Raw genomic sequence first — 26,226 nt, forward strand, 5'->3', positions numbered from 1 at the left:
ACTGGATTAATTGCTGATGATTTCGCGCTTCCAGACGTCGGTCCATTCATCTCGCGCCGAGGCAAGGAAGGCAACGTCCAACGGGATGATGTTCAAGGAACCGTCCGTCGGCACCACGCGTTCCTGTACCTCCGGGGAAAGCTCGGCATTGGATACGGTTGGTGCGTAGAAGAGTGCCTCGGCGAACGCTGACTGCGCCTCTGGTGACAGCGCGTAATCGATGAAAGTCCTCGCCGCCTCGCTGTTAGGAGCATCCTGCACAAGGTTGATGGTGTTCATCTGGTAGACGGTTCCTTCCTCGGGGAAGGTAACGCCCATCTTTCCGTTGCTCTCATCGCTGTAGTACTGACCTCGAGCGTTCTGTCCCAGACCCAGTACAGTCTGGCCGGTGATGACGTTCTGGTACTCATCCGGGTTAGGGGCAAAGGTTTGCACTGAAGGAGCTAGTTCTTTCAACTTTGCGACCGACTTGTCGATGCTCTGCGTGTAGTCCTCACCCTCCATCTTGGAGGTGATGGCAGTCAGGGAGAGGCCCAGCAGCGACGGTGGGGCGTTGACGTTGATCTTGCCGGCGTATGAAGGATCCCAGAGGACGTCCCAGCTCTTCGGCGGTTCCGGGAATGTCTCCTTGTCGTAAAGCAGACCAATAGCGTCCGCCATCACCACGGGACCGAATCCGTCCTTGTTCTGAAACTCATCTCCAACGTTCTCTAGATTGGGAACGGCGGAGGCATCCAGCGGCGCAAACAGGCCCTGGTCGTTCCCGCTCTCGGATACGGAGATATCCATGATGGCGACATCAGTTGCGGGGCTGCCTTTCTGGCCTTGGAGGGCACTGAGCATCTCGGCGGATGAACGCTTGGAAGCGAAGTTGATATCGATGTCGGGGTACTTCTCTTCGAAGGGTTCGATGACCGCCTTCATGTACTGGTCCTGCCAAATACCGGAATAAGCGATCAGGCTCACCTCACCTGAGGTTGCAGAATTCGACTCGCCTGAGCTTTCCCCACTGCTACCACCACACGCAGAGAGCCCAAATCCTGATGCGATAGCCAGCGATGCTGCGATACCGACTTTGAAAGTTTTCTTCATGTCTATCCTTTTCACTAAGTGAAGTCACCGAGTCTTGATTTCTATCTCCGCCTCTTTGCGGCGCCCTGTATCTGGACATTCGTTATCGCTTCAATCGAAGTCATTCAGAGTAATTCACAAGCCTCTGGGCGATAACATTTCCCGGATTCTCGGTCGGCCGTATGATTAGACCATCGATAACCGGCTCAGGCTCTAAATCTACGACTGAGATGGTCATCACACAAAGATCAGTTATGTGTACCCACATACGGTTTGGTTATGACGACGCGGGCCCTGAGGAGCCTTGAGATGGATACGCGAAAGCTTGCATACTTTGTCCAGATTGTTGACTCGGGTAGCATCACCCGGGCTGCCGCCGCACTGCACGTGGCTCAACCGGCCCTGAGCCAGCAGTTGTCCTCGCTGGAGAACGAACTCAAACAGCGGCTCCTTGTGCGCAGTAAACAGGGAGTGACTCCCACCGCAGCCGGCAATACTCTGTACCGACATGCCCAGAGCATTTTGCGACTGGTCGATCAAGCCAAACTTGATGTGGCGTCCTCAGGAGCCACACCGTCAGGTCGTGTCTCGATCGCCATCGCTCCTTACAGCATGGCTTCCAGCTTGGCACCGGCCATCGTCACGGAGGTTCGCCAGAGATACCCGGACATCACGCTCCATCTGACCGAGATATTCGGTGGTGTCCTAAGTGAGGCAATAAAAAACGGCCGCCTGGATATGGCACTGATCTACGAGCCCGGCCCTATTCGCGGGGTCCGGTTCACAACGATGATCGTCGAAGACTTGCACCTCGTATGCTCTCCGGAGGTACCCCTCGCACCTATCGAGGGCAGCATTTCCCTCGACGAGGCTGCCAACGTCCCTCTGTTCCTTCCGGAGCGGAATCACACGCTTCGACAGGTCATTGAGGAGGGTTTCCAGAAAGAAAACTTGAAGCTGCAGCTAGCGGGCGAAGTGGAGTCAGTGCCGTCTCTTGCTCGCCTGATTGAGCAGAACGTCGGAGCAACCATCCTGCCAAAATCAGCGGCAGATGCGCTTTTCGCGCACGAGAACTTTCAGATCTTAAGGGTCCGCGACCCGGCGCTACAAGTACGTATAGCGCTGTGCACTCCGGATCACGAGCCGCTTTCTGAGGCCGCTTCTGCCGTACTGCTGCTCTTGCGCGAGATGCTTCAGGTCCAACTGGTCAGACAGTACGGTGAGAACGAGTAAGACTCATCCATAGATTCTTCTTATCAAGGCAGTCATCATTCGTCTTATTCATACCGCTGCAGGGCCAATAACATTAAGTAACCGGCTGTTGTCATACCCGACGATCAAGTTGGGATAAGCGTGAGGAAAATGAGGATGAAAAAGCGTAGTTCAATTGCTGAGGATTTGAAATCCCGTACAGGTTGCCATTGTCCTCGCAACGGTTTATGGCGTCCGGTCGACACCCGCGTTGAACCTCTTTTCATCTTCAAAGGAAGCATCATGCCCGCCCATAAAGGGGTCAGCACCGAATGGGTTCTTGTGCGTGGCGCGTCGATTGGGGCACAGTGGCCACGAATTTGAGCTGTTGCAGCGGAAAAGGGGCCGCTCACCGTAGGTGAGCGGCCCCTGTCCATCGCGTGCTGAACCCTCTCTGTTCCAGGTGAAGGTCAGTCCTCGACGAGAAGTCCCTTCGACTTCAGGACCTCTGTGAGCTTGCACAGCTCAATCGTGGTGCCGCCGGCGTGGTAAGCCCGGATCAGGTCTCGTTCGGCGTCATCTCGGGCTTGGGAAAGGGAGATCACTTCCTCTGCCTCTTCACGTCGGACAACTACTACCCCATCAGCATCTCCTCGGAGGATGTCGCCTGGGTAGATGATCTCGTCGCCAAACACCAGAGGGTGGTTCACCGGCCCAAGAGTTTCCTTGACAGTACCTTTGATGCTGATGCTTCCGGAGAATACGGGCAGACCCAGCTCAATCAAGTCGTCGGTGTCCCGAACACCTGAGTCTGTCACCATCGCCGCGATCCCTTTAGCGCTCATAGCATTCCCAAGGACGTCACCGAAGGTGCCGGCTTCCTCGAACTCACCGGCGCCGACCAGAATGACGTCTCCACGCTGGGCGTAGTGGATCGCTACCTGGAGCATCAAGTTGTCTTGTGGAGCGCACCGGACGGTGACAACTGGGCCACAGAACGACATATCCCGCGATATCGGCTTGATTCTGGAGCTCAACGCGCCGCGCCTGCCCTGAGCCTCATGAATCGTCGCTGAGGAGAAGGCGGAGAGTCGTTCCACGACATCTGCCGTGGGGCGTTCGAACTTTGTTCTCACATGGATCATGGCATCTCTTTCATGGTTATTTTAGGGCTGCGATCGCGTCGGTTATCGCGGCCGTGCCGGCTTTGATGGTCTCGAGTGAAGTGGCGAAGGACATGCGAAAGTACGGTGTGAGACCGTAAGCTGAGCCTTGAATGACTGCCACTGACGCAGCTTCAAGCAGATAGAGCACCAGATCCTGATCACTGGAGATAATCGATCCGTCCGGTGTCGCCTTGCCGATCACGCCCGAACAGTTGACCCAGAGATAGAATGCCCCATCTGCCGCAGCGCAAGACAAACCGGGTACCGCATTCAGTTCTTCAACCGCGACGTCGCGGCGTTCCCTATAAACCTTGACACTGTCGGTGACAAACGACTGGTCACCAGCCAGGGCTGCAGCGGCAGCGGCTTGACTGATTGACGACGGGCATGATGAAACCTGCGACTGCAGCTTATTGATCGATGCAACCACAGGCTCCGGACCGGCGCCGTAGCCAAGGCGCCACCCAGTCATCGCGTACGCCTTCGATACCCCATTCACCAGCAACGTGCGCTCAGCAAGCTCCGGGACCTCCGTTACCAAACTCGTGAGGCGCCCCTGACCGAAGTAGATCTCATCGTAGATCTCGTCAGTGAGGACGTGGACGTGGGGATACCGCTTGAGGACCTCGCCGAGAGCCCGCAATTCCGTGGCAGCGTACACCGCTCCCGTGGGATTGGAAGGGCTGTTCAGAATGAGCCACTTCGTCCGCGGAGTGATTGCTTGCTCAAGGGCGGAGGAACTCAACTTGAAGCCAGCGTCTTCCCCACATTCCACTATGACGGGGGTGCCGTCATTAGCCAGAACCATGTCAGGGTAGGACACCCAGTAAGGCGCGGGGACTATAACTTCGTCGCCCGTATTGAGAGAAGCCATAAGTGCTGTGTAGATGATCTGTTTCGCCCCGCCGCCGATCGTGATCTGGTTCGGCTGATAGTGAATCCCAGTGTGGCGTTCCAGGCGTCCGATGATTGCTGCCTGCAGCTCCGGGGTGCCGTTTACCGAGGTGTACTTCGTTTTGCCCGCATCCATCGCAGCCACCGCCGCCTGCTTGATGTGCTCGGGGGTGTCGAAGTCTGGTTCACCCACAGTCAGGTCGACGATTGATCGTCCGCCAGCACGAAGCTCACGCACTCGCGCTGCCGCGGCGACACTCGCTGAGGCTTTGATTCTAGTGACCCGTTGGGCGGGCTCGTAGTGCGCCAATTTTCCTCCTTGAACGGCTGCCTTCTCAGGCTGATTCAAAGTCGAGCGTATGCATTGGCTTTACGTCTGGATAAGACCAATAGTGCGTGGGCAGATAAGCCACTCTTATGACATCCCCAAAAATGCCCGCTATAAGTCGCAGAGGGGCGGCCAGCTTGCGATCTGATCAAAACTTTCGCCTATGACCCCACCGGGAATGCGTATTAGCCGCCGCAGCCGACAGTGCTCTAGCGTCGAAAGGAACCCCTCCTCGCGAGTAACGGGGAGGAGGACGAGTGTCCCCCGAGAGGTAGAAAGGACTGCCGTATGTACGTCTACCGGTCCAAAGGTGGGGGCCTGGCTAACCAGAAAGAGGCAACCAAATCGCGGCCTCCCGAAACTGAAGCTCAGAAGTTGAGTAGGGAATTCGAGGACAAGCGTTCGAGGATGTCCCATCTTTCGAGCACCATCCGCACGCTGACTGCTCAACGAAACTTTCTCATCGCCCAAGCGTTGAACGATGGAATCCAGGACAAACGGGTAGCTGCGGCCTGTGGAGAGACTGCACGTACCGTCCGCTCGATAGGACGTGCGTACGAGGACCTTGATCGCAGCCGTTTGGATCAGGAATGGCAGATAACGAACTTAAAAGCCGTGGCAAAAGAGCTCGCTGCTGCGACGCACAAGAAGGCTGCCATGGAGGAGGAGCGAGCGGTATTCATAGCAAGCGCCTATGTCTCGACCTCATGTGACAGCTTCGATCTTGCCCTTGTCAGCGGGCTCACGCCCCAAGAGGTACGAACCATAATCCGGAGGCGCTGCGCAAAAGGGAGGCACCTCTTGCGATGAGACGATCCTCGGCACACCACGCGCCCTTTCCGGTAGCTACTCCGTACAACAACGCGGGCTTATCTCACGCGCCCGGAGAAGCCGAAGTCCCCGCCCAGTCCCACCAAACAAAGATGACGGTCAAGCTGACCATCGCTGAAGATGACCTATGAAGGAGTTAAGTTGAGTGGTGTCATAGTTGTTGGAGTTGACAGCAGCGAAACTGCCAAAAACGCGGCCGAGACCGCCCGGTCCCTTGCCATAGCACTAGGCGCTTCCCTTCACGTCGTGACAGCCTACGAGAACGATCGCACAGAAGTCCTCGGAGAAGGTTCAGATCAGGTAGTCATCTCGCAAGCAGACAGCGCCGAACGGGTCGCGGGTATGCTCGTCAAAAGCTCCGAGTCTGACTTGACTGTTACTCACTTCGCTGCGCGAGGTAAGCCAGCCGATGCGCTGGTACAAGAAGCTACCCGACTGAACGCCACGCTGATCGTAGTTGGCAACCGGAGAATGCGGGGCATAGGACGGGTTCTCGGGAGCGTCGCAAACAGCGTGGCACACAACGCGCCATGCGATGTCTATATCGCTAACACCTACTAAGGTCCTCAGTAGCTAGCAACTTTTCCTTTCGCGCGCTCCTCAGTGTCGAAACACGGTCACCCATCCCTCACCGGACTTCCAAACTCTCACGAGAGGCCCGGCCGGCCGTTTCTCTTGTCCAAGCACTTAGGGATACCTTCAGCAGTATTTTGGCGGCATTCTCGCACCGCTGGTTGCAACGTGGAATGTAAGAAGGGCGCCAGCGCCCCAAACAAGCAAGCCCGCCGAACCTGTGGTGTCCAGACACGGTAATCGGCGGGCTTTGCAGTTAAAGTCGAGGATCGTCAGGCAACTCGCCGGGCGGCCTACGCAACCCCAAATTTTCCTGGGCTGGCGCGTCAGCAGCGGCGTCTTCCACCTCTACTGGCGTTGATTGAACAGCTTCCTCTTCTGCTGCATCCGCCACACTCGATGCGTCGCCAGTGCCCACCGTTGCTGTCGGTCCCCGGGAATTCGAAGATCGGGCAGCTGCTGATTCCGCTCCTAGTGGGGTAAGTGCGGCCAGGATGTAGTTTCTGCTTTCTGCACCGGTGGAAAGATTAACGATAAGTGTCTCCTCGACAGTGGCTTGAACTCGCTGGCGGTAAAGCGCTGCTAGTTCGTCTTGAAAGCCAGGGTCAGCCTCAAACGGAATTTTGGAACCGTCATCCAACAGCAGCCCTTGTTTCTCGACCTCGCTCACGGTAATCAACTGCCCAACAAGTACCCGCTCAAAGGTGCTCGAAGCACTCGCCTTTGCCAGTTCCTTCAAGTAGGCGGCCGAGCGGCGGCCTATGGAAGCAGCGCTCACCTGGCCCTCCGGAGATTGCCACTCCACCTCCAACGACAGGCCCTCAGAAATCAAGACCTGGGCGAGATCGAAAAGATGCTTTGAGGTGCGAGGTCCGAAATTGGCCAACTGATCTGTGACAGTCTTCTGACTAAGGCTGTCGTCCGCCAGGTCTGCGAACAGAGTAAGAAGGGCCTTCAGAGACTGCTCAAAGAGCGGCGCTTCTTCTACTTCAAATAGGGCATCCCCATCTTTCCCCGGAGGCGTATGTACCAGGGAAAATTCGATAGAGCCGGGGAGGACGCGGGGCGTGAATTTGAGCTCAGTCGCGGCGAGAATTTGCGCCGGCCAACGCCCTGCCTTCCCGATGTGGTCCACAATGCTGGCACCAACGGAACTAAGAGATTCTTGCATCGCTAGCAGGCCCTTAGTCGCGGTCCGCACTCCAAGCCTGTGGTCCGCCGTCGGCTGTCCGGAAAAGCGAAGCCTCATGCGGTCCACGTCTTCAAGGCGCTCGCTTAGACCGGCGATCCTGGCGGCAGTCTGTAGGTTCACGTGTGAGGAGGTGATGAGCACGCTTTCGTCAACCTCGGGCTCTCCCTTAGCCATGGCGGCCCAAAGCGCCTTCACATCACGCTTACTTCTCATTTCCAACTCACCTCCAAGTAACCTCGTTTGGGTTCCGCATCTTCCACGACCGGGGCCGACGTCTTGTCCGGGTTGGTGCGCACCCGCATCCACCAGTCATCCCATGCCCCTCTAACACTGACGTAATTAATTGCGTCTGGGTGAATCCCTCCACCCTGGAACGGATTGGCAACGGGTTCACGTATCAGGATGTAAGACTCAACACGCAGCCCGGTCTTTCCCCGCAGCCAACCTCGTTTGTTGAAGTCCAAAACTTGGTTTCGTTTGCGGTTGCTTGGAAGCGCTTTGAATGCTGGACCGTTGATTACGAAGGTGCAGTCGATGTCGTCAGGATCAAGTACGCCAGTGACGAAGCTTCCACCTACCCACACCACCTCAACTAGATCGTTAGATACATCATCTAACATTTCCCGCGCGGCAAGAAGGTCCTCGAAAATTTCTGCCCTGGTCGAGGATGGTGCCAAACCTTGGTCGTCCACGTACCGCTGCTTCAACTCGTCGAGCGTACAAGCGTACCGACCGAGAGGCAGGTACGACGTGGTCGTGTCCAAAGCGGGAATCATCTAGCAATTATGCACGCCTGCCTTTCCGGCCAGGTGGTGAGCAGGGGTTTGACGTTCTTTATGGGCGCGGCGTGAAATTTAGGGCAGCCCAAAACCGTCGTTTTTGGCGATTCGGAACTTCGAAGCGCTGCCGGTTGGTGGCACGCCTGTGACTTCCGTTGATAAGTGGCGGTGTTTTCACTGCTCTCTTCGGCGTGTGCCTCCGACCGGCAGGGGGTCGTACCGTGCCCTCAAGCCGAAACCCTCAACGTGACACGAAAGTGTTCGTGTCGGTTCCAGCACCATTCACGAATCGTTGTGCGCGTTTCACCTGCACGATGATGTGCACGATGAGGGGTAGGAGAAGCGCTCAATGCTCAGACGAGCAGGACCTGGGTACGTCTCTATCCCAAGCCAACTTCACGTTCTCGACCTGCGCCTCGGCGGGTGAACTTCTTCCCCTTCACGAGCTTGTGCCCGCTTCGAACGCTTTCCCGGGGATGCGTGCCTTGGTCTCGATCTGCGGCGAGAACGGCGGTGACGGCTTCCTTCCCTTCGTCGGTGTGCCCGAACGTGTCCATGAGCCGCTCGGCGAGCTGCGCGCGACGATCGCCGGAGTCCCATGAATCTTCAGTTACTGCGGCAGCGTTCGCGGTGTCGGTGTCGTTCTGCAGGTCTCCCGCAGCGACCGCTGCTGACTGCCGCCCGGCTTAGATGTTGCTTTGCTGCGCCCATAGCCGTCCATTCGGCGTCACCAGGGCAGTCAAATTGGAAGCTTGTCCTCCTCGTGACAGGGAGTTCCTAACCGGACTCGCGCCGCCAATGCCGAGAAATCGGATCAGGTGGGGTCTTCTCTGGGACAGCCAGGAACAGGCGCTCCTTCGTCTCGTTTGGGTGGCTGGTATGGACTTGCTCCAGATAGACCACCTGTCCCTCGATGTAGAACCAGAGGCGGGCGTCGCCCTTGAGTGTCGGCTTTTGCTGCCAGCGGTCATGCGTGGAGCCGTTTCGGGTCACCAGCGCCAGATCACCCTTCATTCGGTAGTTGGTGGGTGTTACACGCTCAGGTGTCCGGGTCAGGAAGTCCCACGCATCGGCCAGCGGGTTCCTGATCGTTGCAGCCAGGTCCGTCCAACCCTTCCGGGCCTGGACTGATGCAAACCGGATGTCGTATTCGCTCTTTTTTGTGGGCCGCTCAACCTTCGACTCCTTCGCCATGCTTTAGGGGCGCTCGACAGCTTCAGATTCGTCAAGCCATTCAACCGGCTCCTTGCCCAAGCCGGCGGCGATGGCGGTGGCCGTTTCACGCCAGGACGTGAGTTCTGCGACGGCCAGATGGGGCTGATGGGTGGCAAAAGATGCACGAGCTGCCGCCAGTACGGCATTCGCGCAGGCTTCCTGGTCAGCGGGGCTGAGAGCCAGCATCCAAGGGAAGCGGTCGCTCATGCGACTCGCGAGGGTCCCCTCGGTGCTCGTCGAGACGGCAACCAACTGTGCGGCCAGCTCCAGCAGTGCATCACGCGCTTTGTCGGCGCTCTCGGACATCAGCACAAGAGACTCACCGTCACGACGCGTGACCTGGACAGGGTGGTCGGTCGCGGCCGCGAAGACATCAAGGGGTGCGCGGCTCAGCTCAGAAGACTTGAATGTGGTTTTTAGGACGTCGTTCAGGTCAACGTCGGCTACTGGGTGCTCATCGATCCACCTGTCTACCGGGCCAACTTCCTTTGTCCACCACCAGCCCTCGTAGGCCTTTCTTGCCCCGTAGGTGAGCACTTTGGGCGATATGGAGAGGCTGACTGCTTCCATGCTTTCTCGTTTGGCGATCCTGGCGTCGGCACGGTCGCTTCCGAGATCCAGAACGGGTGTTGTGGCGTCAAGGCCGAGGTCAAACGCGACGCTGGCACCGGCTTTCTTGGACACGGCTATCATCGACTGGCCGTCGCTGTCGAAGCTTAGGCCCACACCAACCTTCACGTTTCCCACGGGGAGGTTGCGGGATCAGTCCCAGCACCGGTGTTGAACAGCTGCGGCCGGATACCAGTTACGTTCCTCGCCGGTGGATACCTTGTCCAGAATCATGCGGCTGTGGCCCCACGGCACATGTGCCACAGGTTGTGGCATGTTTTCAGCCTCGCCCAAGCGCGGACCATGGCGGTCATGTACTGCAGATTCCGGTACGACAGACCCCTCATATCAGGGAAGGAAGCCGCGAGATCAACGGCGAGCCTCTTGATGACGCCAGCCCCCAGGCTTGGCTCGCCTGCTGGGGGATGATGTCCTTCCTCAGGGACCAGTGAAGGTCATGACCAATCTATTGACGGTTCGTTGTGCATGGTTCGCGTACCGGCTATCCGGGTCTGCAGTGCTTCCGGCAGCTCAGGATAGCCCGCTGGCAGTTCGATCTCTATAGACACCATGCCTCAACCCTATCGACCGGCGAATGTGCCACAGGCTGTGGCACATTCTTGGCTCCCAAAAATCGACCACTGGCTTCCCTTTGTGTGCTGAAGGTCCGGGTGGCGATTGGTGAGGTCGTTGACTAGGAAGCCACGGGCTCGAGGTCCTGCTGTGCTTCGCTGTCGAATTCGTTGTGACGGTCGCGGGTTCGGAATACTTTCCAGGCGGTCCCGCAGCCGACCGCGATGACGATTGCGAGGAACGTGTAAAGCAGTGTCGGGCTGTACGCGACCAGCAGCGGGGTCACGGTGGCCAGCGCGGCGGCGAACAGACGCGCGACGGCGATGATGGTGCCTTGGGCGGTGGTGCGCAGAAGGGTGGGGAACTGTTCCTGGGTCCACACCTTCATGATTCCCTCGGACGCGAAGGTACTGCCCACCAGCCCGATGAGCCCGGCGGCGATCGCGGTGGTGACGCTGATACCGAAGAATACGTAGACCAGTTGCGAGACAACCCAGCAGACCGCACCGATCTTGAAGTACGTGAACCGCTTCGCGGAGTCGGCGATCTTCATGAACCACAAGGCGCCAATGATGCCCAGTGGGATGAATGGCAAACCGATCAGGGTCGCGGTCTGCAGGTCCACGCCCCCGGCATTCACCAGGATGAGGGAGCCGAACTGACCGCCGGTGTTAGCAGCGAGGTTGGTGAGCGCGTAGAAGAAAAGCAGGCCAAGGAAGGGCGCCCGGTACGAGCCGCGCAGCAGATCCTTGACGGAGGCCCGGTCTGCACGCACGGTGTTGATACCTCGGCGGCGCTCGTCCCGTGCAGTGAGCCAGGTGGCTGACTCAGGGATAGTCAGACGGCCGACCAAGACCAAGGCAGCGACGACGGCAATGTGGATGAAGAGGATCTGCGCACCCAGCTGACCGAGGCTTGCTACGCCGGCACTGAGGAACATGCAGACGATGATTCCGGCAGACCACAACAGGTGTGAGAAGCCGATGAGTTTCCCACGGTTTTCATCCGACGCGGCTTCGGCGATCGTTGACAAGGAAACGGGCAGGTCAGCGCCGGTTCCGATACCAAGCATCAGTGCCGCGATCAGGATGACGGGGAAAGACCCGGCCAGCGCCAGAGCGATTGCGGAGACGATAATGAGCATCATGGTGATGGTGAAGACGGGCCGACGTCCGAACCGGTCGCCCAGCCGCCCGCCGCCCAAGGCGCCGAACGCGATGCCGAGCGTCAGACCACCCGAGGCGAGGCCGATTTCAAGGGGGGTTAGACCGATCGCCCCTTGGTAGAGAACCATCGCAGTTCCGAAACTGACGATGGCGGCCGCGTCGATGTACGAGGCCATCCCCGACACGATGGCAGTCCACCAGGGGCGGGTCCTGCGGTCCGATGCGAGCTGGGACACGAGCTTCTCCTTTGAAGAAAATGATGGAGCCGGGGTTCAGTCGACCCGCAATTGAAACGAATCAATCGGGAGACTTAGATCACTGTACCGCTTGATTGTCCTGAAGACAATCATTTGGAATGGGGCGCTGTATCGGCATAATGAGTCCATGGCAAGGAGACCGCAAGAAAGTGTGGATCTACGGGACGTGGAGCTCACCTCGATGCCCCTACTACGTGGGAAGGGAACCGACTTTTCTGTTGCCCTGCAGGCGCTTGTCACGGCGATGAATTCCACGGCAGTACGCGAAAGCATCATGATCGAAAGTGACTTTCCCTTGCCGGGAGATATGCCCGCGTTCCTGCTGCTCAATCAGCTGATCTACCGCACCACTGCACGTCCCACAGACATGGCTGACGCGATCGGGACGGGTCGGTCCAATGTCAGCAAGATTGTTCGACGACTTGAAATCGCTGGCCTAGTGGGCAGGATGCCAGACCCGGAGGACGGCAGACAGAGCTTAGTCGGACTTACCCCGGCCGGGCAGGAAGTCGCCGAGCGCATCGTTGGGGTCTCAAGCGCAGCGTATGAAGCGATCTTCAGCGACTGGGACGACGCAGACTTCGAACAACTCGAGACCCTCGTCGTCCGGCTCGTAGCAAGCATCGACGACCGCCTCGATCATGCGATCGAACGCACCTCGGGCGTCCGTATCCCGAGACCGGCATCCCAATCAAACAAGCCAAACCCGAATCCAACCCACGAGATGGCTTTGTCCGGCTGAACCCGCGGCAGGGCCGCAGACCAGCGCGGGTTCCTGATCCTTCATCCAGCAGCAGGGACTTTACGTGGATCCATTCCAGGACTCCTGTTCTCAAGCGCGGTGGGATTACCATCCGCGCCGCCCGCGACGCGTGCGTTCTTGTTGCGTCTACCGCGATTGAAACTCAACGACCCACGCTGGCTCACTGGGGCAGAACTCTGTACGCGGTTAGGGCGGCCTGAACTAACGGTTGTGCTGACCTTCAGGCGACCGGTAGTCTCCAGCCGCTTTCCCCGAATGTAGGTTCTGCCCTCCAATAGGGCAGGGTTCAGAGCGTGCTTCTGCGATCGACAAGCTCAGGCTGAAAAAGCACATGACGGTGCTTGGCCTCCTTGTCCTCGATTTCCTCTAGAAGAAGTTCAATCGCCGTACGCCCCATCAGCTGGGTGGGACGACGGATGGTTGACAGGGGAACCACGGCGGACTGCGCAAAGTCGATGTCGTCATAGCCGATCAGTGCGAGGTCCTCAGGAATCCGGAAGTCGCGAATCAACAGGATCGCCTGCATGACACCGATGGCTAGGAGGTCGTTCGCACAGAAAATTGCGTCTGGCAGGCTTCCCCGACCGCGCGCAGCCAGCCGCTCCCCTACCGCTCGGCCGGCGAGCACGGTCATCGCATCCGATTCCAACACCTCGAGCTGTGCCCCGGGTTGTTGCTCGACTGCATTGCGGGCCCCGACCAAGCGGTCCGCAACCTGCTGGATCTCCTGCGACGCGCCGATGAACGCGATTCGTCGGCGTCCCCGATCGAGCAAGTGTTTGACTGCAAGGTACCCGCCAGCAACATCATCGACAGATACTGAACTTATGCGCCGCTCGGGATCAGTCCGATCAACCAATACCACTGGGACCCCGAGCGCTCGTAACTGGTTCAAGCGGTTGTCCACCTTGCCAACCGGTGAGATCAACAGGCCCTTTACGCGCTGTTGCTCGAAGACGTCGAGATACCTTCGTTCACGTCCACCATCGTGTCCGCTGTCCCCCAACAGCACGGTGCTGTCAGATTCGGCTGCGCGATCCTCCGCCGCGAGGGCGAGCGAAGCGAAAAAAGGATTCCTGACATCGAGCACAATAAGCCCGATGGTCCGGCTGCTTCCCGCCCGCAGCTGCCTGGCGGCGTCGTTGCGGACGAAGCCTAGCTCCGCGATGGCGTCGAGTACGCGCTCACGCGTCTTGTCTGACACGCGCTCCGGATTATTGAGCACATTAGAAACGGTGCCCACCGCGACCTGAGCCCGCTCAGCCACATCCTTGATGCGAACCATCTCGTATTATCCCCTTTTATCAGAATTCAGTTAGCTTTCGCCGCGGCAGCACCCACCTAATGTCCCCGGATAGAAGGATGGGATAACAGCTGAACGACCGACCACGCAGGTGGCCAGCCAAAAGCATGGAAGCAGGGTCCTGCCCTATCAAGGCCAGAACCCTGCTCCCAGTGCCGGAGAGGCTAGAAGTCGAAGTCGCCGATGTTGTCAGCGTTGAAGACGAAAGGCTCGCCGAGCAGCACGACACCGTCCGCACCAACTTCGTATTCACCGAGCTTGCCTGCCTCGAAGCTGTCTCCCTCTTCACCTGTGATTTCGCCTTCGACCAGGGCCTTGGCGGCGTAGGCGCTCAGGTATCCAAGATCGGCGGGGTTCCACAAGGCGAAGGCAGTGATGGTGCCGTCTTCCACGTATTCACGCAACTGGTTCGGCGTTCCAAGACCGGTCAGGGCAACTTTCCCCTGATATTCGGAGGTCGAGAGGTACCGGGCGGCCGCGGCGATTCCAACCGTGGTCGGTGAAACGATGCCCTTCAATTCGGGGTACGTCTGCAACAGGGCAGCGGTACGGTCGAAAGAAGTCTGGTCGTCGTCATCGCCGTACACAACATCGACCAGCTCGATGTTCGGGTGGTTGGCTGCCAGTTCTTCCTTCATGATCTCGATCCAAGCGTTCTGGTTGGTGGCGTTGGCTGCCGCCGAGAGAACGGCGATCTGTCCCTCATCACCGATCTGTTCCGCGATGAGGTCAACCTGGGACTTCGCGATACCCTCCGCGGTTGCCTGATTGATGAAGAGGTCGCGGCATTCCGGATTCGTGTCGGAGTCGAAGGTGACGACCTTGACCTCAGCATCACGCGCTTCATTCAGCGCATCACAAATGGCTTCGGGGTCGTTCGCCGATACAACCAAGGCGCCAACGCCTTGTTGAGCAGCAGTTTGAATGTAGCTCACCTGCGCTGTTGGGCTCGCTTCGGTCGGGCCGACTTCAGCGAAGGTTCCCCCGAACTCCTCAATCGCCTCTTCGCCGCCTGCGTTGGAGGTGTCGAAGTACGGGTTGCCCAGGTTCTTCGGGAGGAACGTGATCTCCAGATTGGCGTCAGATCCTTCGGCGCCGCCTGCTGCGCCTCCTTGTTCCCCACCGCCTCCGCAGCCGGTGAGCACGATTGAGACGCCAAGCGCCATGGCGGTGAGGCCGCCGTATCGGCGTCCTCGGTTAGATGTGAACATCCTTTTTTCCTTTCCAGATCCGGGTGAGTCCGGACATTGTTTGGCTGAAGCTTTGATGGATTTGAAGCTAGGATTCGCGTTTTTGCGCCGGTGACGCAGCGGGTGATTTACGCCGGCGGTGGAACCAGGCCAGAACACTCGCCGAGACGACGGACAACACCAGGAGCACACCGGTAAGGACGTTGATGAGGTCAGCGGTCACGTCGGCCAGGCGGAGGGCGCTGCCCATGATCCCGATAAGAAGTACTCCAGCGATAACGCCGTGGATAGCGCCGCGGCCTCCGAAGATCGACACACCACCGAGGAGTACGGCTGCGATGATCTGCAACTCCATACCGGTGGCGTTGTCTCCGCGAGCGTTGCTATAGAGCAGGGTGAAGTAGACGCCAGCGAAACCTGAGACGGCTCCACTCATCACGAAGAGGATGAACTTTGTGCGGCCCACGTCTATACCGGAGAAGGCAGCCGCTTCCTTATTCATCCCAATCGCGTAGAGCGAGCGGCCGAACGGCGTGAAATGCAACAGTGCTGCGAACGCCAGTGCAAGCACGATGAAGGGGATCATGATGACCGGGATCGGCGTGCCGGGGATGTTCTCCTTGGCAAGGTCCGTCCAAAACTCCGGGAAGTCGGTGATGGCCGTCGTTCCGAGAAGCCCGACTGCAATACCCCGGAACAAAGCAAGGGTGCCGATTGTGACCGCCAGGGAAGGCAGCCCCACGACAGTTACCAGGAACCCGTTGAGGGCGCCGGCTATTGTGCCAATCAAAATGGCGACGACGGCGGCGACCGCCATCGGCCAACCAGCCTGGGTTAGTACTCCAGTCATTACGCTCGAGAGCCCCACGATGCTCGCCACTGACAGGTCAATCTCTTCAGTGATGATGATGAGCGTCATTGGCAGCGCAATCAGCAAGATCGGTGCTATGTCTCTGAGCAGGAAGGTCGCCGTGAGGGGACTATCGAAGTTCGGCACTGTTGCCAGCGCAATCGCTATAACTGCGAGCAACAGGCCAATGATGGCCGCCTCCCGGGTCAACAAGGCGCGACGCCACCCCGGTTCGGCATATGCCTTATAGGTGCGAGTGATTCTGGTTTCAGGTGCGACGGTGGTCATCGTTCTTCCTCCCTGGCTTCCAGGAGCTTTCGAGATTGTTTGAGAGCTAGCACGCGATCGAGAACGATCGCACCGATGATCAGAGCGCCAACAACTGCCCTCTGCCAGAAGTCCGAGATTCCCAGGATCGGAAGAGCACGGTTGATTGTTAGCAACAGGTACGCGCCGATCGCAGCGCCCCAGAGCGTGCCAACTCCGCCGGAGATAGCAACTCCCCCAATCACCGCTGCACCGATTGCCTGCAGCTCCCAGCCGGTGCCAGCGCCGGAACTGACCGTCCCGTAACGCGCGGCGTAAAGTGCCCCGGCCAGACCCGCCAGTGCTCCGCTGACGATGAAGGCCATCAGCACCCTTCGGGTGACAGGCAGGCCGTAGAGGTGGGCCGCGGAAGGTTCAGAGCCGATCGCATAGAGCTCCCTGCCTCCTTTTGCGTTCCGGAGGTACCAGGCAGCCGCCACAAGTACCGCGACCGCCAGGAGCGTCAGATAAGGGATCCCGAAGATCTGACCTGTACCGAGGCCGCGGAAGCTGGCCGGGAGATCGGATGCATTGATCCGGTCGCTGCCCGCCCACGCGACGTTGATGCCGCGGTATATATACAGGGTTCCCAATGTGATGACGAGGGCCGGGACTTTGGCGAAAGCGACGAGCGCCCCGTTGATGAGGCCGAGGATCGCGCCCGTACCGATGGCAACCAGGAACACCGCGATGGACGGTATGCCCGGCAGGTCGATGAACAGCCGCCCGGTCAGATACGCGGTCAGGCCCATTACCGATCCCACGGAGAGATCGACGTTGCGGGTGATGATCACTATCGCTGAGCCAACGGCGATGAGCATGAGGAGCGACGGCGTCAGGAGAAGGTCGCGGAAGCCGTCCCCAGAGAACAGGAAGTTGGGGTTGCTGGCTGTGGCCACCACGATGATCACAATGAGCGCGAGGAGAATTCCGGTTTCGCGTGCGCCGAAGATATTCTTGGCGACGCGGCCGATGCCCCTAGAGGAAGGCTTGGTCAGGGTGGCAGTCATCGGGCGTGTTCCTTCTCGGCGGTTGCTGCGTATATCACTGCTTCAGGGGTGGCTTCTGCCCGGGAGAATTCGCCGGTGAGCTGGCCTTCCCTCATCACCAGTACTCGATCTGCCATTCCGAGTACTTCCGGAAGTTCAGACGAGATCATGATGATGGCCAGGCCCTGCTGGGCCAGCTCTGAGAGAAGGCGGTGCACTTCGGCCTTTGTTCCGACGTCAATCCCTCTGGTGGGTTCGTCGACGATCAAGAGTTTCGGGTTGGTCGCCAGCCATTTGCCGAGCACGACTTTCTGCTGGTTGCCGCCGCTCAGTGTCCCCGTTTGAGCATCGAGGGCAGCGGTTTTCACCTCGAGCCGGCTTGACCAGTCAGCGGCGGCAGCATTTTCTTTCGAGTTCCAGATTAAGCCTGCCTTGGTGAGCGAACCGCGAATGGCCAACGTGATGTTGCGACCAACAGTGTCGTCCAGGACCAGACCCTGCTTGCGGCGATCCTCCGGTACCAGGGCGAGCCCTTGCGCCATGGCGGCGCGGGGGTTGTTTTTTGGCAGTTTCCGCCCACCCAGCTGCACCGATCCGGAGTCGTAACCGTCAACGCCGAAGACTGCCCGGGCTACTTCGCTTCGCCCGGCACCCACGAGACCAGCCAGGCCGACAATCTCGCCGGCCCGGACAGTGAAGCTGATGTCATGGAAAACACCGGCGCTGGTAAGGCCTTCAACCCGGAGAACTTCCTCCCCGATCTCTGCAGGCAGCTTGGGAAAGAGCTCCGCCACGTCACGCCCGACCATTTGCCGAACCAGATCATCGACCGTAGTTGCACTGATGGCACTGGTGTCGATGTAGCTTCCATCGCGCATAACCGTGACCTTGTCGCAGAGCGCAAACACCTCGTCAAAGCGGTGTGAGATAAACATCAGAGCGCGGCCCTCATCCCGCAAGCTGCGTGCAACCGCGAAAAGCCGTTCAACCTCCACCCCGCTCAGCGCTGCAGTTGGCTCGTCCATGATGAGCACCCGCGCGTCCAGCGAGATGGCCTTGGCGATTTCGATGATCTGCTGGTCCGCGATCGAGAGACCTTCTGTGACCCTGTCTGGGTCGATGGCCACACCTAGACGTTCGAAGGTTTCCTGGGCTTCCGCCCGCATCGCCTTGCGATCGATTCTTCCGAAGCGGTTCGTCGGCTGGCGACCCATGAAGATGTTTTCGGTGACCGACAGATGCGGGAACAACGTCGGCTCCTGATAAATGACTGCGATGCCCGCCGCCTTCGATTGCGCGGTCGAATGAAAGTCAACCTCTTCACCACGCAGAAAGAATGAACCAGCATCTCGCCGATACAGGCCGGCAATGATCTTGACGAGGGTCGACTTGCCCGCGCCATTCTCACCGATAAGAGCATGTATCGATCCTTGTTCCAACTTGATTGTGCCTGAGCGCAGCGCCACTACAGAACCAAACGATTTAGCTACGCTGGTCAGTTCGAGCGCGGGCGGCGCGACGGCCGAAGTGCCTACCGACACGACATCTCCTCCTCGAGGTCGTTCGTTGTGTGAATCGTTTCACAAACGAGTCAGGCAGACTCTATGCGTGTTTACTGCGACAGGTCAAGAGTGAGGTGTGACCTAGCTCAACAAAAGGGACCGAGTAAGAAACAGGCTGCGCTGATCCAAGCGAGACACTCATATTGAGGTACGCGCGTCCTCCGGTCCTGGCGCCACTCGGCGGGTGGGCCAGGGCCAAGTAATCTTCTTCTTCCTACTTGCGGAGTGAGGTAGCTCACTGTCTAATGAGAATTGAAACCTTTCAGTCGGTGCCTGTGGCTTGGGTCAAAACATACCCAGTTGAAGAGCTGGGCCACATACGGAACTTCGTATAGACGCATTTCTTGAACAACACCACCTCGAAGGAGAGGCCATGGCAAGGTCGACGTTTCACGGCCCGAAAAGAAAAAAGCACGGCGTTCGGAAATGCACTATGGCCATACACCCGCTTGACCAGCGGACATTGCGGGCCTCGTCACCGCCCTTATAAAGACCGGGCGCAGCATCACAACCTACGGGGCTCAAACAAGTCGCTTCGCCACCTCATGCGACCGGACCTGATCCCATTCGGCCTTTCCTAGGAGCTCAGTTGGGGGCATAGTTCCTGGCAACTGGACAGGCCTATGGCGGTGACTCTGCACAAGCCTGACGAGCCGTTTGGCTACTGCTCTTGCTGCTCACCACCGCAAGCACGCTTCCCTTTGTCCTCTTCGTCCTGTCCCCCAAAGGAGTAGGTCTGTGAAATTTTTTGTTCCGTATTCGGCCCCGGGAGGGGTGCTGTTCAGGCAGTCGGTATGGCGTGTTCTGAGCTTGAGGGGGTCGGTAGCGCGTAAGCGACGCTACCGGCGCGGCCAGGGTGTGCGTGCCGTGGTCATGGCGCTTGTGTTGGGCATGTTGGTCGTTTTCTTCCCGGCGGTGGGCGTCGCGCCGACAGCTGTTGGAGCGCCGGCCCAGGCATCCGTAAGCGGGCTCACCGTGGAGCACCGAACGGAACCGTTGGGTATAGATCAGGCCCGGCCCCGGTTTGGCTGGCAGATTTCCTCTTCCACGCGCGGGCAGCGGCAGTCGGCGTATCAGGTGCTGGTTGCCACGGATCCCAAGAAGTTGACCCCCTCGGCGGCAAATATGTGGAACAGCGGCCAGGTGGCGTCCGCGAGTTCAGTCGCCGTTCGTTACGCAGGAACGAACCTGGAACCATCAACGCGCTATTTCTGGACTGTCCGGGTGTGGGATAAAGACGGCAAGTTGCTGCCTCAGGCGCCCGCTGCCAGTTTCGAGACCTCCCTGCTGAGCAGCGATGGTGTTACGAACTGGTCCGGTGCCCGCTGGATCAGCATGGCGGGTAAGGCCCCGAACTCTCCCGGTGCACCAATGCTGCGGCATCAGTTCACGCTCACGGGCAAAACGGTCCAGCAGGCCCGGCTTTATATCTCTGCTCTGGGCACTTATGACGCGTACCTCAATGGCCAGCGGATAGGCGTGATGCAGGACGGCGCTAAAACGCTGGAGCTATTGGCGCCGGGGTGGACCAATTACGACACCACCACTAACTACATGAGTTATGACGTGACTAAGGAGCTAGGCAGCGGACCACAGGCGACGCTGGGTGCGGTGCTGGGCAACGGCTGGTATAACTCCCGGGTTTCTGACCAGAGCAAGTACTACTCCAAGGACGGCAACCCGCTGGCGTTGAAGGCCAAACTGGTCATCTCATACTCTGACGGATCCCAGCAGACCGTCGTCACCAAACCGGATGCGGGATGGAAGGCCACTGATTCCGGCCCATACCGCGCCGACGACGTCTACGACGGCCAAACCTACGACGCCCGCCAGGACCTCCCGGGGTGGGCTGCCAACAACTACGACACCGCTGGCTGGTCCGAGGTGTCCGAACACGGCTTCGCCTCCCAGTTCCCGGCCTCAAAGTTGGTGGCCTACCCGGGGGAAACCGCGCGGCTGATGTCGAAGTGGGACCGCGACCCGCAGTCCGTAACCGTATATACGGGAGTCGCGGGTGAGGACACCAGCACCAACGGCAAGGGCCAAATCGTCACAGACCCGGCCCGCACCGTCACCGACCCCGCAGGGGCTGCCACCGCCGAAGTCACCTTGCACCCAGGAGACACTGCAATATACGACTTCGGTCAGAACATGGTCGGCGTACCCCAATACACTGTCAGCGGCCCGGAAGGCACCCAGATAAGCCTGCTGCCCGGCGAGATGCTCAACGACCAAAGCGCCGGCGCCGACGGACCAGCCGGCTCGGTCTACCGCGCCAACCTCCGATCCGCCAAAGCCACCAGCACCTACACCCTGCACGGCGCCGGCGGCGAAGAAACCCACCAGGACTCGCTGAGTTTCTACGGCTTCCGCTACATCGCCGTACGCATCACCGACGGTACCGGCCCGGTCACGATCCACAACCTCACCGGCAAGGTCGCCACATCAGCGATCAATGAAACCGGCGAAATCACCACCGATAACGCCCTGGTCAACCAGCTTTACAGCAACATCCGCTGGGGCCAGCGTGGAAACTACCTCTGGGTCCCCACCGACTGCCCCCAGCGTGATGAACGCCAGGGATGGACCGGAGACACCCAAGTATTCGCCCACACCGGCCTATACAACGTCGACGCCGTCAACTTCCTGTCCCACTTCCAGGACACCCTGATCGAATCCCAGCAAACCTACGGAGTGGACGGCGCACAATTCACCGCCACCGCACCTGGTGGTGCGTACCCTCCACCACCAGGCTCCGGCGTTAGCGGTTGGGCCGATGCCGGTGTGGTGGTGCCGTGGACGCTCTGGCAGATGTCAGGTGACACCACCGTGATCGACCGGAGCTGGACGTCGATGACCAAGTACGTCGACTGGATCACCAGCCGCACCGGCGCCACCTACGCCGGCCAGGGCGCGTTCTGGGGCGACTGGCTCGCTCCGCAAACTACTGCCACCGAATTCATGAGCGACGTCTACTACGCCTACTCCACCAAGCTCCTGACCGAAATGGCCCATGCAACAGGACGGAACGCCGAGGCGCGCAAATACCAGCAACTCTTTGACAACATCAAGCGCACCTTCATACTCAAATACGTCAGCACCGACCCACTCACCGGCAAAGTCACCGTCCGCTCAGGACTCGGCACAGCAGTTCTTGACTCGATTGTGGCGGAGTCGGCAAAGCTCCCGGAGGACAACACCCAGACCGGGTTGCTGTGGGTGCTCAAGCTTGGCCTCTACGAAACGGAAACCCAACGCCGCCAGATCGTTAACCTCCTGGCCGACAACATCGGCAACAGCGCCGCCTTCAAGGAAGCACACCCCACAAGTGAGCGCACCAAATACGCCGAAGACACCCTGTCCGTCGGTTTCCTCGGCGTCAACGTGCTCGCACCGGTACTCACCGACCAAGGCCGCCCCGACCTGGCCTACAAACTCCTCCACCAGGACGCCATGCCCTCCTGGATGTATTCGGTGAAGAACGGCGCCACCACCATCTGGGAACGGTGGAATTCGTACTCAACGGACGACGGTTTCGGGCCGGTGGCAATGAACTCCTTCAACCACTACGCCTACGGGGCCATCGGTGAATGGATGTATAAATCCATGGTGGGAATCGCCACCGACCCCACCAAACCCGGCTTCAAGAACATCCTGCTGCAACCCCAGATCGACCCCACCGGCAAGATCACCCAAGCCTCGGGGTCCCACCGCTCCCCCTACGGAAAAATCGAAGCAGGCTGGAAAGTCACCGCAGACACGCTCAGCTACCGGACCGTCATCCCCGCCAACAGCCGGGCCACCCTGCGCATCCCCACCGCCGCACCCGACACCGTCCGAGAAGCCGGGGTCCCCCTCGCCACCCGACCAGGCGTCACCTTCCTCGGCTTCACCGACGGCATCGCCACCTACCAACTCGAAAGCGGCAGCTACACACTCACCAGCACCCTGAAATAACCCCACCCCAGCTGGCCGCGGGCCCCCACACCCGCGGCCAGCCTGAGTGACCAAGCAGCACCGGCCTCCCACGCCTGACCGTAACTTTATCCCCCATCGAGGGAAGCGCGGTCTCTTCGGCTATGCCATCTCACCGTTCAAAGATTCTTCCCACAACAACATCCCTTTGTCCTCTTCGTCCTGTCCCCCAAAGGAGTAGGTCTGTGAAATTTTTTGTTCCGTATTCGGCCCCGGGAGGGGTGCTGTTCAGGCAGTCGGTATGGCGTGTTCTGAGCTTGAGGGGGTCGGTAGCGCGTAAGCGACGCTACCGGCGCGGCCAGGGTGTGCGTGCCGTGGTCATGGCGCTTGTGTTGGGCATGTTGGTCGTTTTCTTCCCGGCGGTGGGCGTCGCGCCGACAGCTGTTGGAGCGCCGGCCCAGGCATCCGTAAGCGGGCTCACCGTGGAGCACCGAACGGAACCGTTGGGTATAGATCAGGCCCGGCCCCGGTTTGGCTGGCAGATTTCCTCTTCCACGCGCGGGCAGCGGCAGTCGGCGTATCAGGTGCTGGTTGCCACGGATCCCAAGAAGTTGACCCCCTCGGCGGCAAATATGTGGAACAGCGGCCAGGTGGCGTCCGCGAGTTCAGTCGCCGTTCGTTACGCAGGAACGAACCTGGAACCATCAACGCGCTATTTCTGGACTGTCCGGGTGTGGGATAAAGACGGCAAGTTGCTGCCTCAGGCGCCCGCTGCCAGTTTCGAGACCTCCCTGCTGAGCAGCGATGGTGTTACGAACTGGTCCGGTGCCCGCTGGATCAGCATGGCGGGTAAGGCCCCGAACTCTCCCGGTGCACCAATGCTGCGGCATCAGTTCACGCTCACGGGCAAAACGGTCCAGCAGGCCCGGCTTTATATCTCTGCTCTGGGCGCTTATGACGCGTACCTCAATGGCCAGCGGATAGGCGTGATGCAGGACGGCGCTAAAACGCTGGAGCTATTGGCGCCGGGGTGGACCAATTACGACACCACCACTAACTACATGAGTTATGACGTGACTAAGGAGCTAGGCAGCGGACCACAGGCGACGCTGGGTGCGGTGCTGGGCAACGGCTGGTATAACTCCCGGGTTTCTGACCAGAGCAAGTACTACTCCAAGGACGGCAACCCGCTGGCGTTGAAGGCCAAACTGGTCATCTCATACTCTGACGGATCCCAGCAGACCGTCGTCACCAAACCGGATGCGGGATGGAAGGCCACTGATTCCGGCCCATACCGCGCCGACGACGTCTACGACGGCCAAACCTACGACGCCCGCCAGGACCTCCCGGGGTGGGCTGCCAACAACTACGACACCGCTGGCTGGTCCGAGGTGTCCGAACACGGCTTCGCCTCCCAGTTCCCGGCCTCAAAGTTGGTGGCCTACCCGGGGGAAACCGCGCGGCTGATGTCGAAGTGGGACCGCGACCCGCAGTCCGTAACCGTATATACGGGAGTCGCGGGTGAGGACACCAGCACCAACGGCAAGGGCCAAATCGTCACAGACCCGGCCCGCACCGTCACCGACCCCGCAGGGGCTGCCACCGCCGAAGTCACCTTGCACCCAGGAGACACTGCAATATACGACTTCGGTCAGAACATGGTCGGCGTACCCCAATACACTGTCAGCGGCCCGGAAGGCACCCAGATAAGCCTGCTGCCCGGCGAGATGCTCAACGACCAAAGCGCCGGCGCCGACGGACCAGCCGGCTCGGTCTACCGCGCCAACCTCCGATCCGCCAAAGCCACCAGCACCTACACCCTGCACGGCGCCGGCGGCGAAGAAACCCACCAGGACTCGCTGAGTTTCTACGGCTTCCGCTACATCGCCGTACGCATCACCGACGGTACCGGCCCGGTCACGATCCACAACCTCACCGGCAAGGTCGCCACATCAGCGATCAATGAAACCGGCGAAATCACCACCGATAACGCCCTGGTCAACCAGCTTTACAGCAACATCCGCTGGGGCCAGCGTGGAAACTACCTCTGGGTCCCCACCGACTGCCCCCAGCGTGATGAACGCCAGGGATGGACCGGAGACACCCAAGTATTCGCCCACACCGGCCTATACAACGTCGACGCCGTCAACTTCCTGTCCCACTTCCAGGACACCCTGATCGAATCCCAGCAAACCTACGGAGTGGACGGCGCACAGTACCCCATGACCGCACCCGGCGGGGCCTTCTCGTTGCCCGCGAATGTTAGCGGTTGGGCCGATGCCGGTGTGGTGGTGCCGTGGACGCTCTGGCAGATGTCAGGTGACACCACCGTGATCGACCGGAGCTGGACGTCGATGACCAAGTACGTCGACTGGATCACCAGCCGCACCGGCGCCACCTACGCCGGCCAGGGCGCGTTCTGGGGCGACTGGCTCGCTCCGCAAACTACTGCCACCGAATTCATGAGCGACGTCTACTACGCCTACTCCACCAAGCTCCTGACCGAAATGGCCCATGCAACAGGACGGAACGCCGAGGCGCGCAAATACCAGCAACTCTTTGACAACATCAAGCGCACCTTCATACTCAAATACGTCAGCACCGACCCACTCACCGGCAAAGTCACCGTCCGCTCAGGACTCGGCACGCCGCCGGTCCCTGAGCCTCTGCTCGGTGGGTCGCCGAAGACCCCGGAGAACAACACCCAGACCGGGTTGCTGTGGGTGCTCAAGCTTGGCCTCTACGAAACGGAAACCCAACGCCGCCAGATCGTTAACCTCCTGGCCGACAACATCGGCAACAGCGCCGCCTTCAAGGAAGCACACCCCACAAGTGAGCGCACCAAATACGCCGAAGACACCCTGTCCGTCGGTTTCCTCGGCGTCAACGTGCTCGCACCGGTACTCACCGACCAAGGCCGCCCCGACCTGGCCTACAAACTCCTCCACCAGGACGCCATGCCCTCCTGGATGTATTCGGTGAAGAACGGCGCCACCACCATCTGGGAACGGTGGAATTCGTACTCAACGGACGACGGTTTCGGGCCGGTGGCAATGAACTCCTTCAACCACTACGCCTACGGGGCCATCGGTGAATGGATGTATAAATCCATGGTGGGAATCGCCACCGACCCCACCAAACCCGGCTTCAAGAACATCCTGCTGCAACCCCAGATCGACCCCACCGGCAAGATCACCCAAGCCTCGGGGTCCCACCGCTCCCCCTACGGAAAAATCGAAGCAGGCTGGAAAGTCACCGCAGACACGCTCAGCTACCGGACCGTCATCCCCGCCAACAGCCGGGCCACCCTGCGCATCCCCACCGCCGCACCCGACACCGTCCGAGAAGCCGGGGTCCCCCTCGCCACCCGACCAGGCGTCACCTTCCTCGGCTTCACCGACGGCATCGCCACCTACCAACTCGAAAGCGGCAGCTACACACTCACCAGCACCCTGAAATAACCCCACCCCAGCTGGCCGCGGGCCCCACACCCGCGGCCAGCC

Annotated in this window: 19 protein-coding genes; 6 read left to right on the forward strand and 13 right to left on the reverse strand. The window is 59.6% G+C overall.

Annotation, left to right across the window (positions count from 1 at the left end):
- Positions 1 to 6 precede the first annotated feature (6 nt).
- The gene (locus M1D74_RS15740; protein WP_458115925.1) at positions 7 to 1,092 is read right to left on the reverse strand and encodes an ABC transporter substrate-binding protein; all 1,086 of its coding nucleotides are present in this window, start codon (positions 1,090 to 1,092) and stop codon (positions 7 to 9) included.
- 288 nt (positions 1,093 to 1,380) lie between these two features.
- On the opposite strand from M1D74_RS15740, the gene nac reads away from it, so the two are divergent.
- Positions 1,381 to 2,304, forward strand: coding sequence for a nitrogen assimilation transcriptional regulator NAC (nac, locus tag M1D74_RS15745; RefSeq protein ID WP_458115926.1), 924 nt, complete (start codon positions 1,381 to 1,383; stop codon positions 2,302 to 2,304).
- 428 nt (positions 2,305 to 2,732) lie between these two features.
- Here nac and M1D74_RS15750 read toward each other — a convergent pair whose 3' ends face one another.
- Both M1D74_RS15750 and M1D74_RS15755 read right to left on the reverse strand, forming a co-directional pair.
- Entirely contained in the window at positions 2,733 to 3,407 is a 675-nt protein-coding gene (locus M1D74_RS15750; protein WP_458115927.1) for a 4-carboxy-4-hydroxy-2-oxoadipate aldolase/oxaloacetate decarboxylase, read from the reverse strand.
- A 16-nt stretch (positions 3,408 to 3,423) separates the two neighbouring features.
- On the reverse strand, positions 3,424 to 4,632 hold the full coding sequence (locus M1D74_RS15755) for an aspartate transaminase (protein WP_458115928.1): 1,209 nt from the start codon (positions 4,630 to 4,632) through the stop codon (positions 3,424 to 3,426).
- Between the two features lie 990 nt (positions 4,633 to 5,622).
- Between M1D74_RS15755 and M1D74_RS15760 the strand changes: the two genes are divergently transcribed.
- Positions 5,623 to 6,042, forward strand: a complete 420-nt coding sequence (locus tag M1D74_RS15760) for a universal stress protein (RefSeq protein WP_458117200.1) — start codon at positions 5,623 to 5,625, stop codon at positions 6,040 to 6,042.
- 268 nt (positions 6,043 to 6,310) lie between these two features.
- Here M1D74_RS15760 and M1D74_RS15765 read toward each other — a convergent pair whose 3' ends face one another.
- Both M1D74_RS15765 and M1D74_RS15770 read right to left on the reverse strand, forming a co-directional pair.
- A complete protein-coding gene (locus M1D74_RS15765) occupies positions 6,311 to 7,459 on the reverse strand; it encodes a hypothetical protein (RefSeq protein ID WP_458115929.1) in 1,149 nt (382 codons plus the stop codon).
- Positions 7,456 to 8,022, reverse strand: a complete 567-nt coding sequence (locus M1D74_RS15770) for a DUF6932 family protein (RefSeq protein ID WP_458115930.1) — start codon at positions 8,020 to 8,022, stop codon at positions 7,456 to 7,458. The genes M1D74_RS15765 and M1D74_RS15770 overlap by 4 nt, the downstream gene beginning before the upstream one ends.
- 479 nt (positions 8,023 to 8,501) lie before the next feature.
- Here M1D74_RS15770 and M1D74_RS15775 point away from each other — a divergent pair, with 479 nt between their 5' ends.
- Complete coding sequence (locus tag M1D74_RS15775; protein WP_458115931.1) at positions 8,502 to 8,627, forward strand: hypothetical protein; 126 nt, start codon at positions 8,502 to 8,504, stop codon at positions 8,625 to 8,627.
- A gap of 175 nt (positions 8,628 to 8,802) precedes the next feature.
- Here the strand turns inward: M1D74_RS15775 and M1D74_RS15780 are convergent, their stop codons facing one another.
- The 3 genes from M1D74_RS15780 to M1D74_RS15790 form a co-directional block, all read right to left on the reverse strand.
- Positions 8,803 to 9,219 (reverse strand): hypothetical protein, encoded by a 417-nt coding sequence (locus tag M1D74_RS15780; RefSeq protein WP_458115932.1) that lies wholly within the window; start codon positions 9,217 to 9,219, stop codon positions 8,803 to 8,805.
- 3 nt (positions 9,220 to 9,222) lie between these two features.
- A complete protein-coding gene (locus M1D74_RS15785) occupies positions 9,223 to 9,672 on the reverse strand; it encodes a prevent-host-death protein (protein ID WP_458117201.1) in 450 nt (149 codons plus the stop codon).
- Positions 9,673 to 10,543: 871 nt separating this feature from the next.
- Positions 10,544 to 11,824 carry an MFS transporter gene (locus M1D74_RS15790; protein ID WP_458115933.1) on the reverse strand — a complete coding sequence of 427 codons (1,281 nt, stop codon included), beginning with the start codon at positions 11,822 to 11,824 and terminating at the stop codon, positions 10,544 to 10,546.
- A 172-nt stretch (positions 11,825 to 11,996) separates the two neighbouring features.
- On the opposite strand from M1D74_RS15790, the gene M1D74_RS15795 reads away from it, so the two are divergent.
- Positions 11,997 to 12,587: a MarR family winged helix-turn-helix transcriptional regulator gene (locus M1D74_RS15795; protein ID WP_458115934.1), complete on the forward strand. Its 591-nt coding sequence runs from the start codon at positions 11,997 to 11,999 to the stop codon at positions 12,585 to 12,587.
- 307 nt (positions 12,588 to 12,894) lie between these two features.
- Here the strand turns inward: M1D74_RS15795 and M1D74_RS15800 are convergent, their stop codons facing one another.
- The 5 genes from M1D74_RS15800 to M1D74_RS15820 all read right to left on the reverse strand — a co-directional run bounded on the left by M1D74_RS15800 (position 12,895) and on the right by M1D74_RS15820 (position 18,787).
- Complete coding sequence (locus tag M1D74_RS15800; protein WP_458115935.1) at positions 12,895 to 13,893, reverse strand: LacI family DNA-binding transcriptional regulator; 999 nt, start codon at positions 13,891 to 13,893, stop codon at positions 12,895 to 12,897.
- A 182-nt stretch (positions 13,894 to 14,075) separates the two neighbouring features.
- On the reverse strand, positions 14,076 to 15,122 hold the full coding sequence (gene rhaS, locus M1D74_RS15805) for a rhamnose ABC transporter substrate-binding protein (protein ID WP_458115936.1): 1,047 nt from the start codon (positions 15,120 to 15,122) through the stop codon (positions 14,076 to 14,078).
- Between the two features lie 67 nt (positions 15,123 to 15,189).
- On the reverse strand, positions 15,190 to 16,239 hold the full coding sequence (locus tag M1D74_RS15810; RefSeq protein ID WP_458115937.1) for an ABC transporter permease: 1,050 nt from the start codon (positions 16,237 to 16,239) through the stop codon (positions 15,190 to 15,192).
- Positions 16,236 to 17,267: an ABC transporter permease gene (locus M1D74_RS15815; protein WP_458115938.1), complete on the reverse strand. Its 1,032-nt coding sequence runs from the start codon at positions 17,265 to 17,267 to the stop codon at positions 16,236 to 16,238. The genes M1D74_RS15810 and M1D74_RS15815 overlap by 4 nt, the downstream gene beginning before the upstream one ends.
- On the reverse strand, positions 17,264 to 18,787 hold the full coding sequence (locus M1D74_RS15820; protein ID WP_458115939.1) for a sugar ABC transporter ATP-binding protein: 1,524 nt from the start codon (positions 18,785 to 18,787) through the stop codon (positions 17,264 to 17,266). Before M1D74_RS15820 ends, M1D74_RS15815 begins: the two co-directional genes overlap by 4 nt.
- Positions 18,788 to 19,546: 759 nt before the next feature.
- Here M1D74_RS15820 and M1D74_RS15825 point away from each other — a divergent pair.
- Positions 19,547 to 22,765 (forward strand): family 78 glycoside hydrolase catalytic domain, encoded by a 3,219-nt coding sequence (locus M1D74_RS15825; RefSeq protein WP_458115940.1) that lies wholly within the window; start codon positions 19,547 to 19,549, stop codon positions 22,763 to 22,765.
- Between the two features lie 203 nt (positions 22,766 to 22,968).
- A complete protein-coding gene (locus M1D74_RS15830) occupies positions 22,969 to 26,184 on the forward strand; it encodes a family 78 glycoside hydrolase catalytic domain (protein WP_458115941.1) in 3,216 nt (1,071 codons plus the stop codon).
- Positions 26,185 to 26,226 lie beyond the last annotated feature (42 nt).

This window comes from Arthrobacter sp. D2-10 (genome assembly GCF_054161285.1).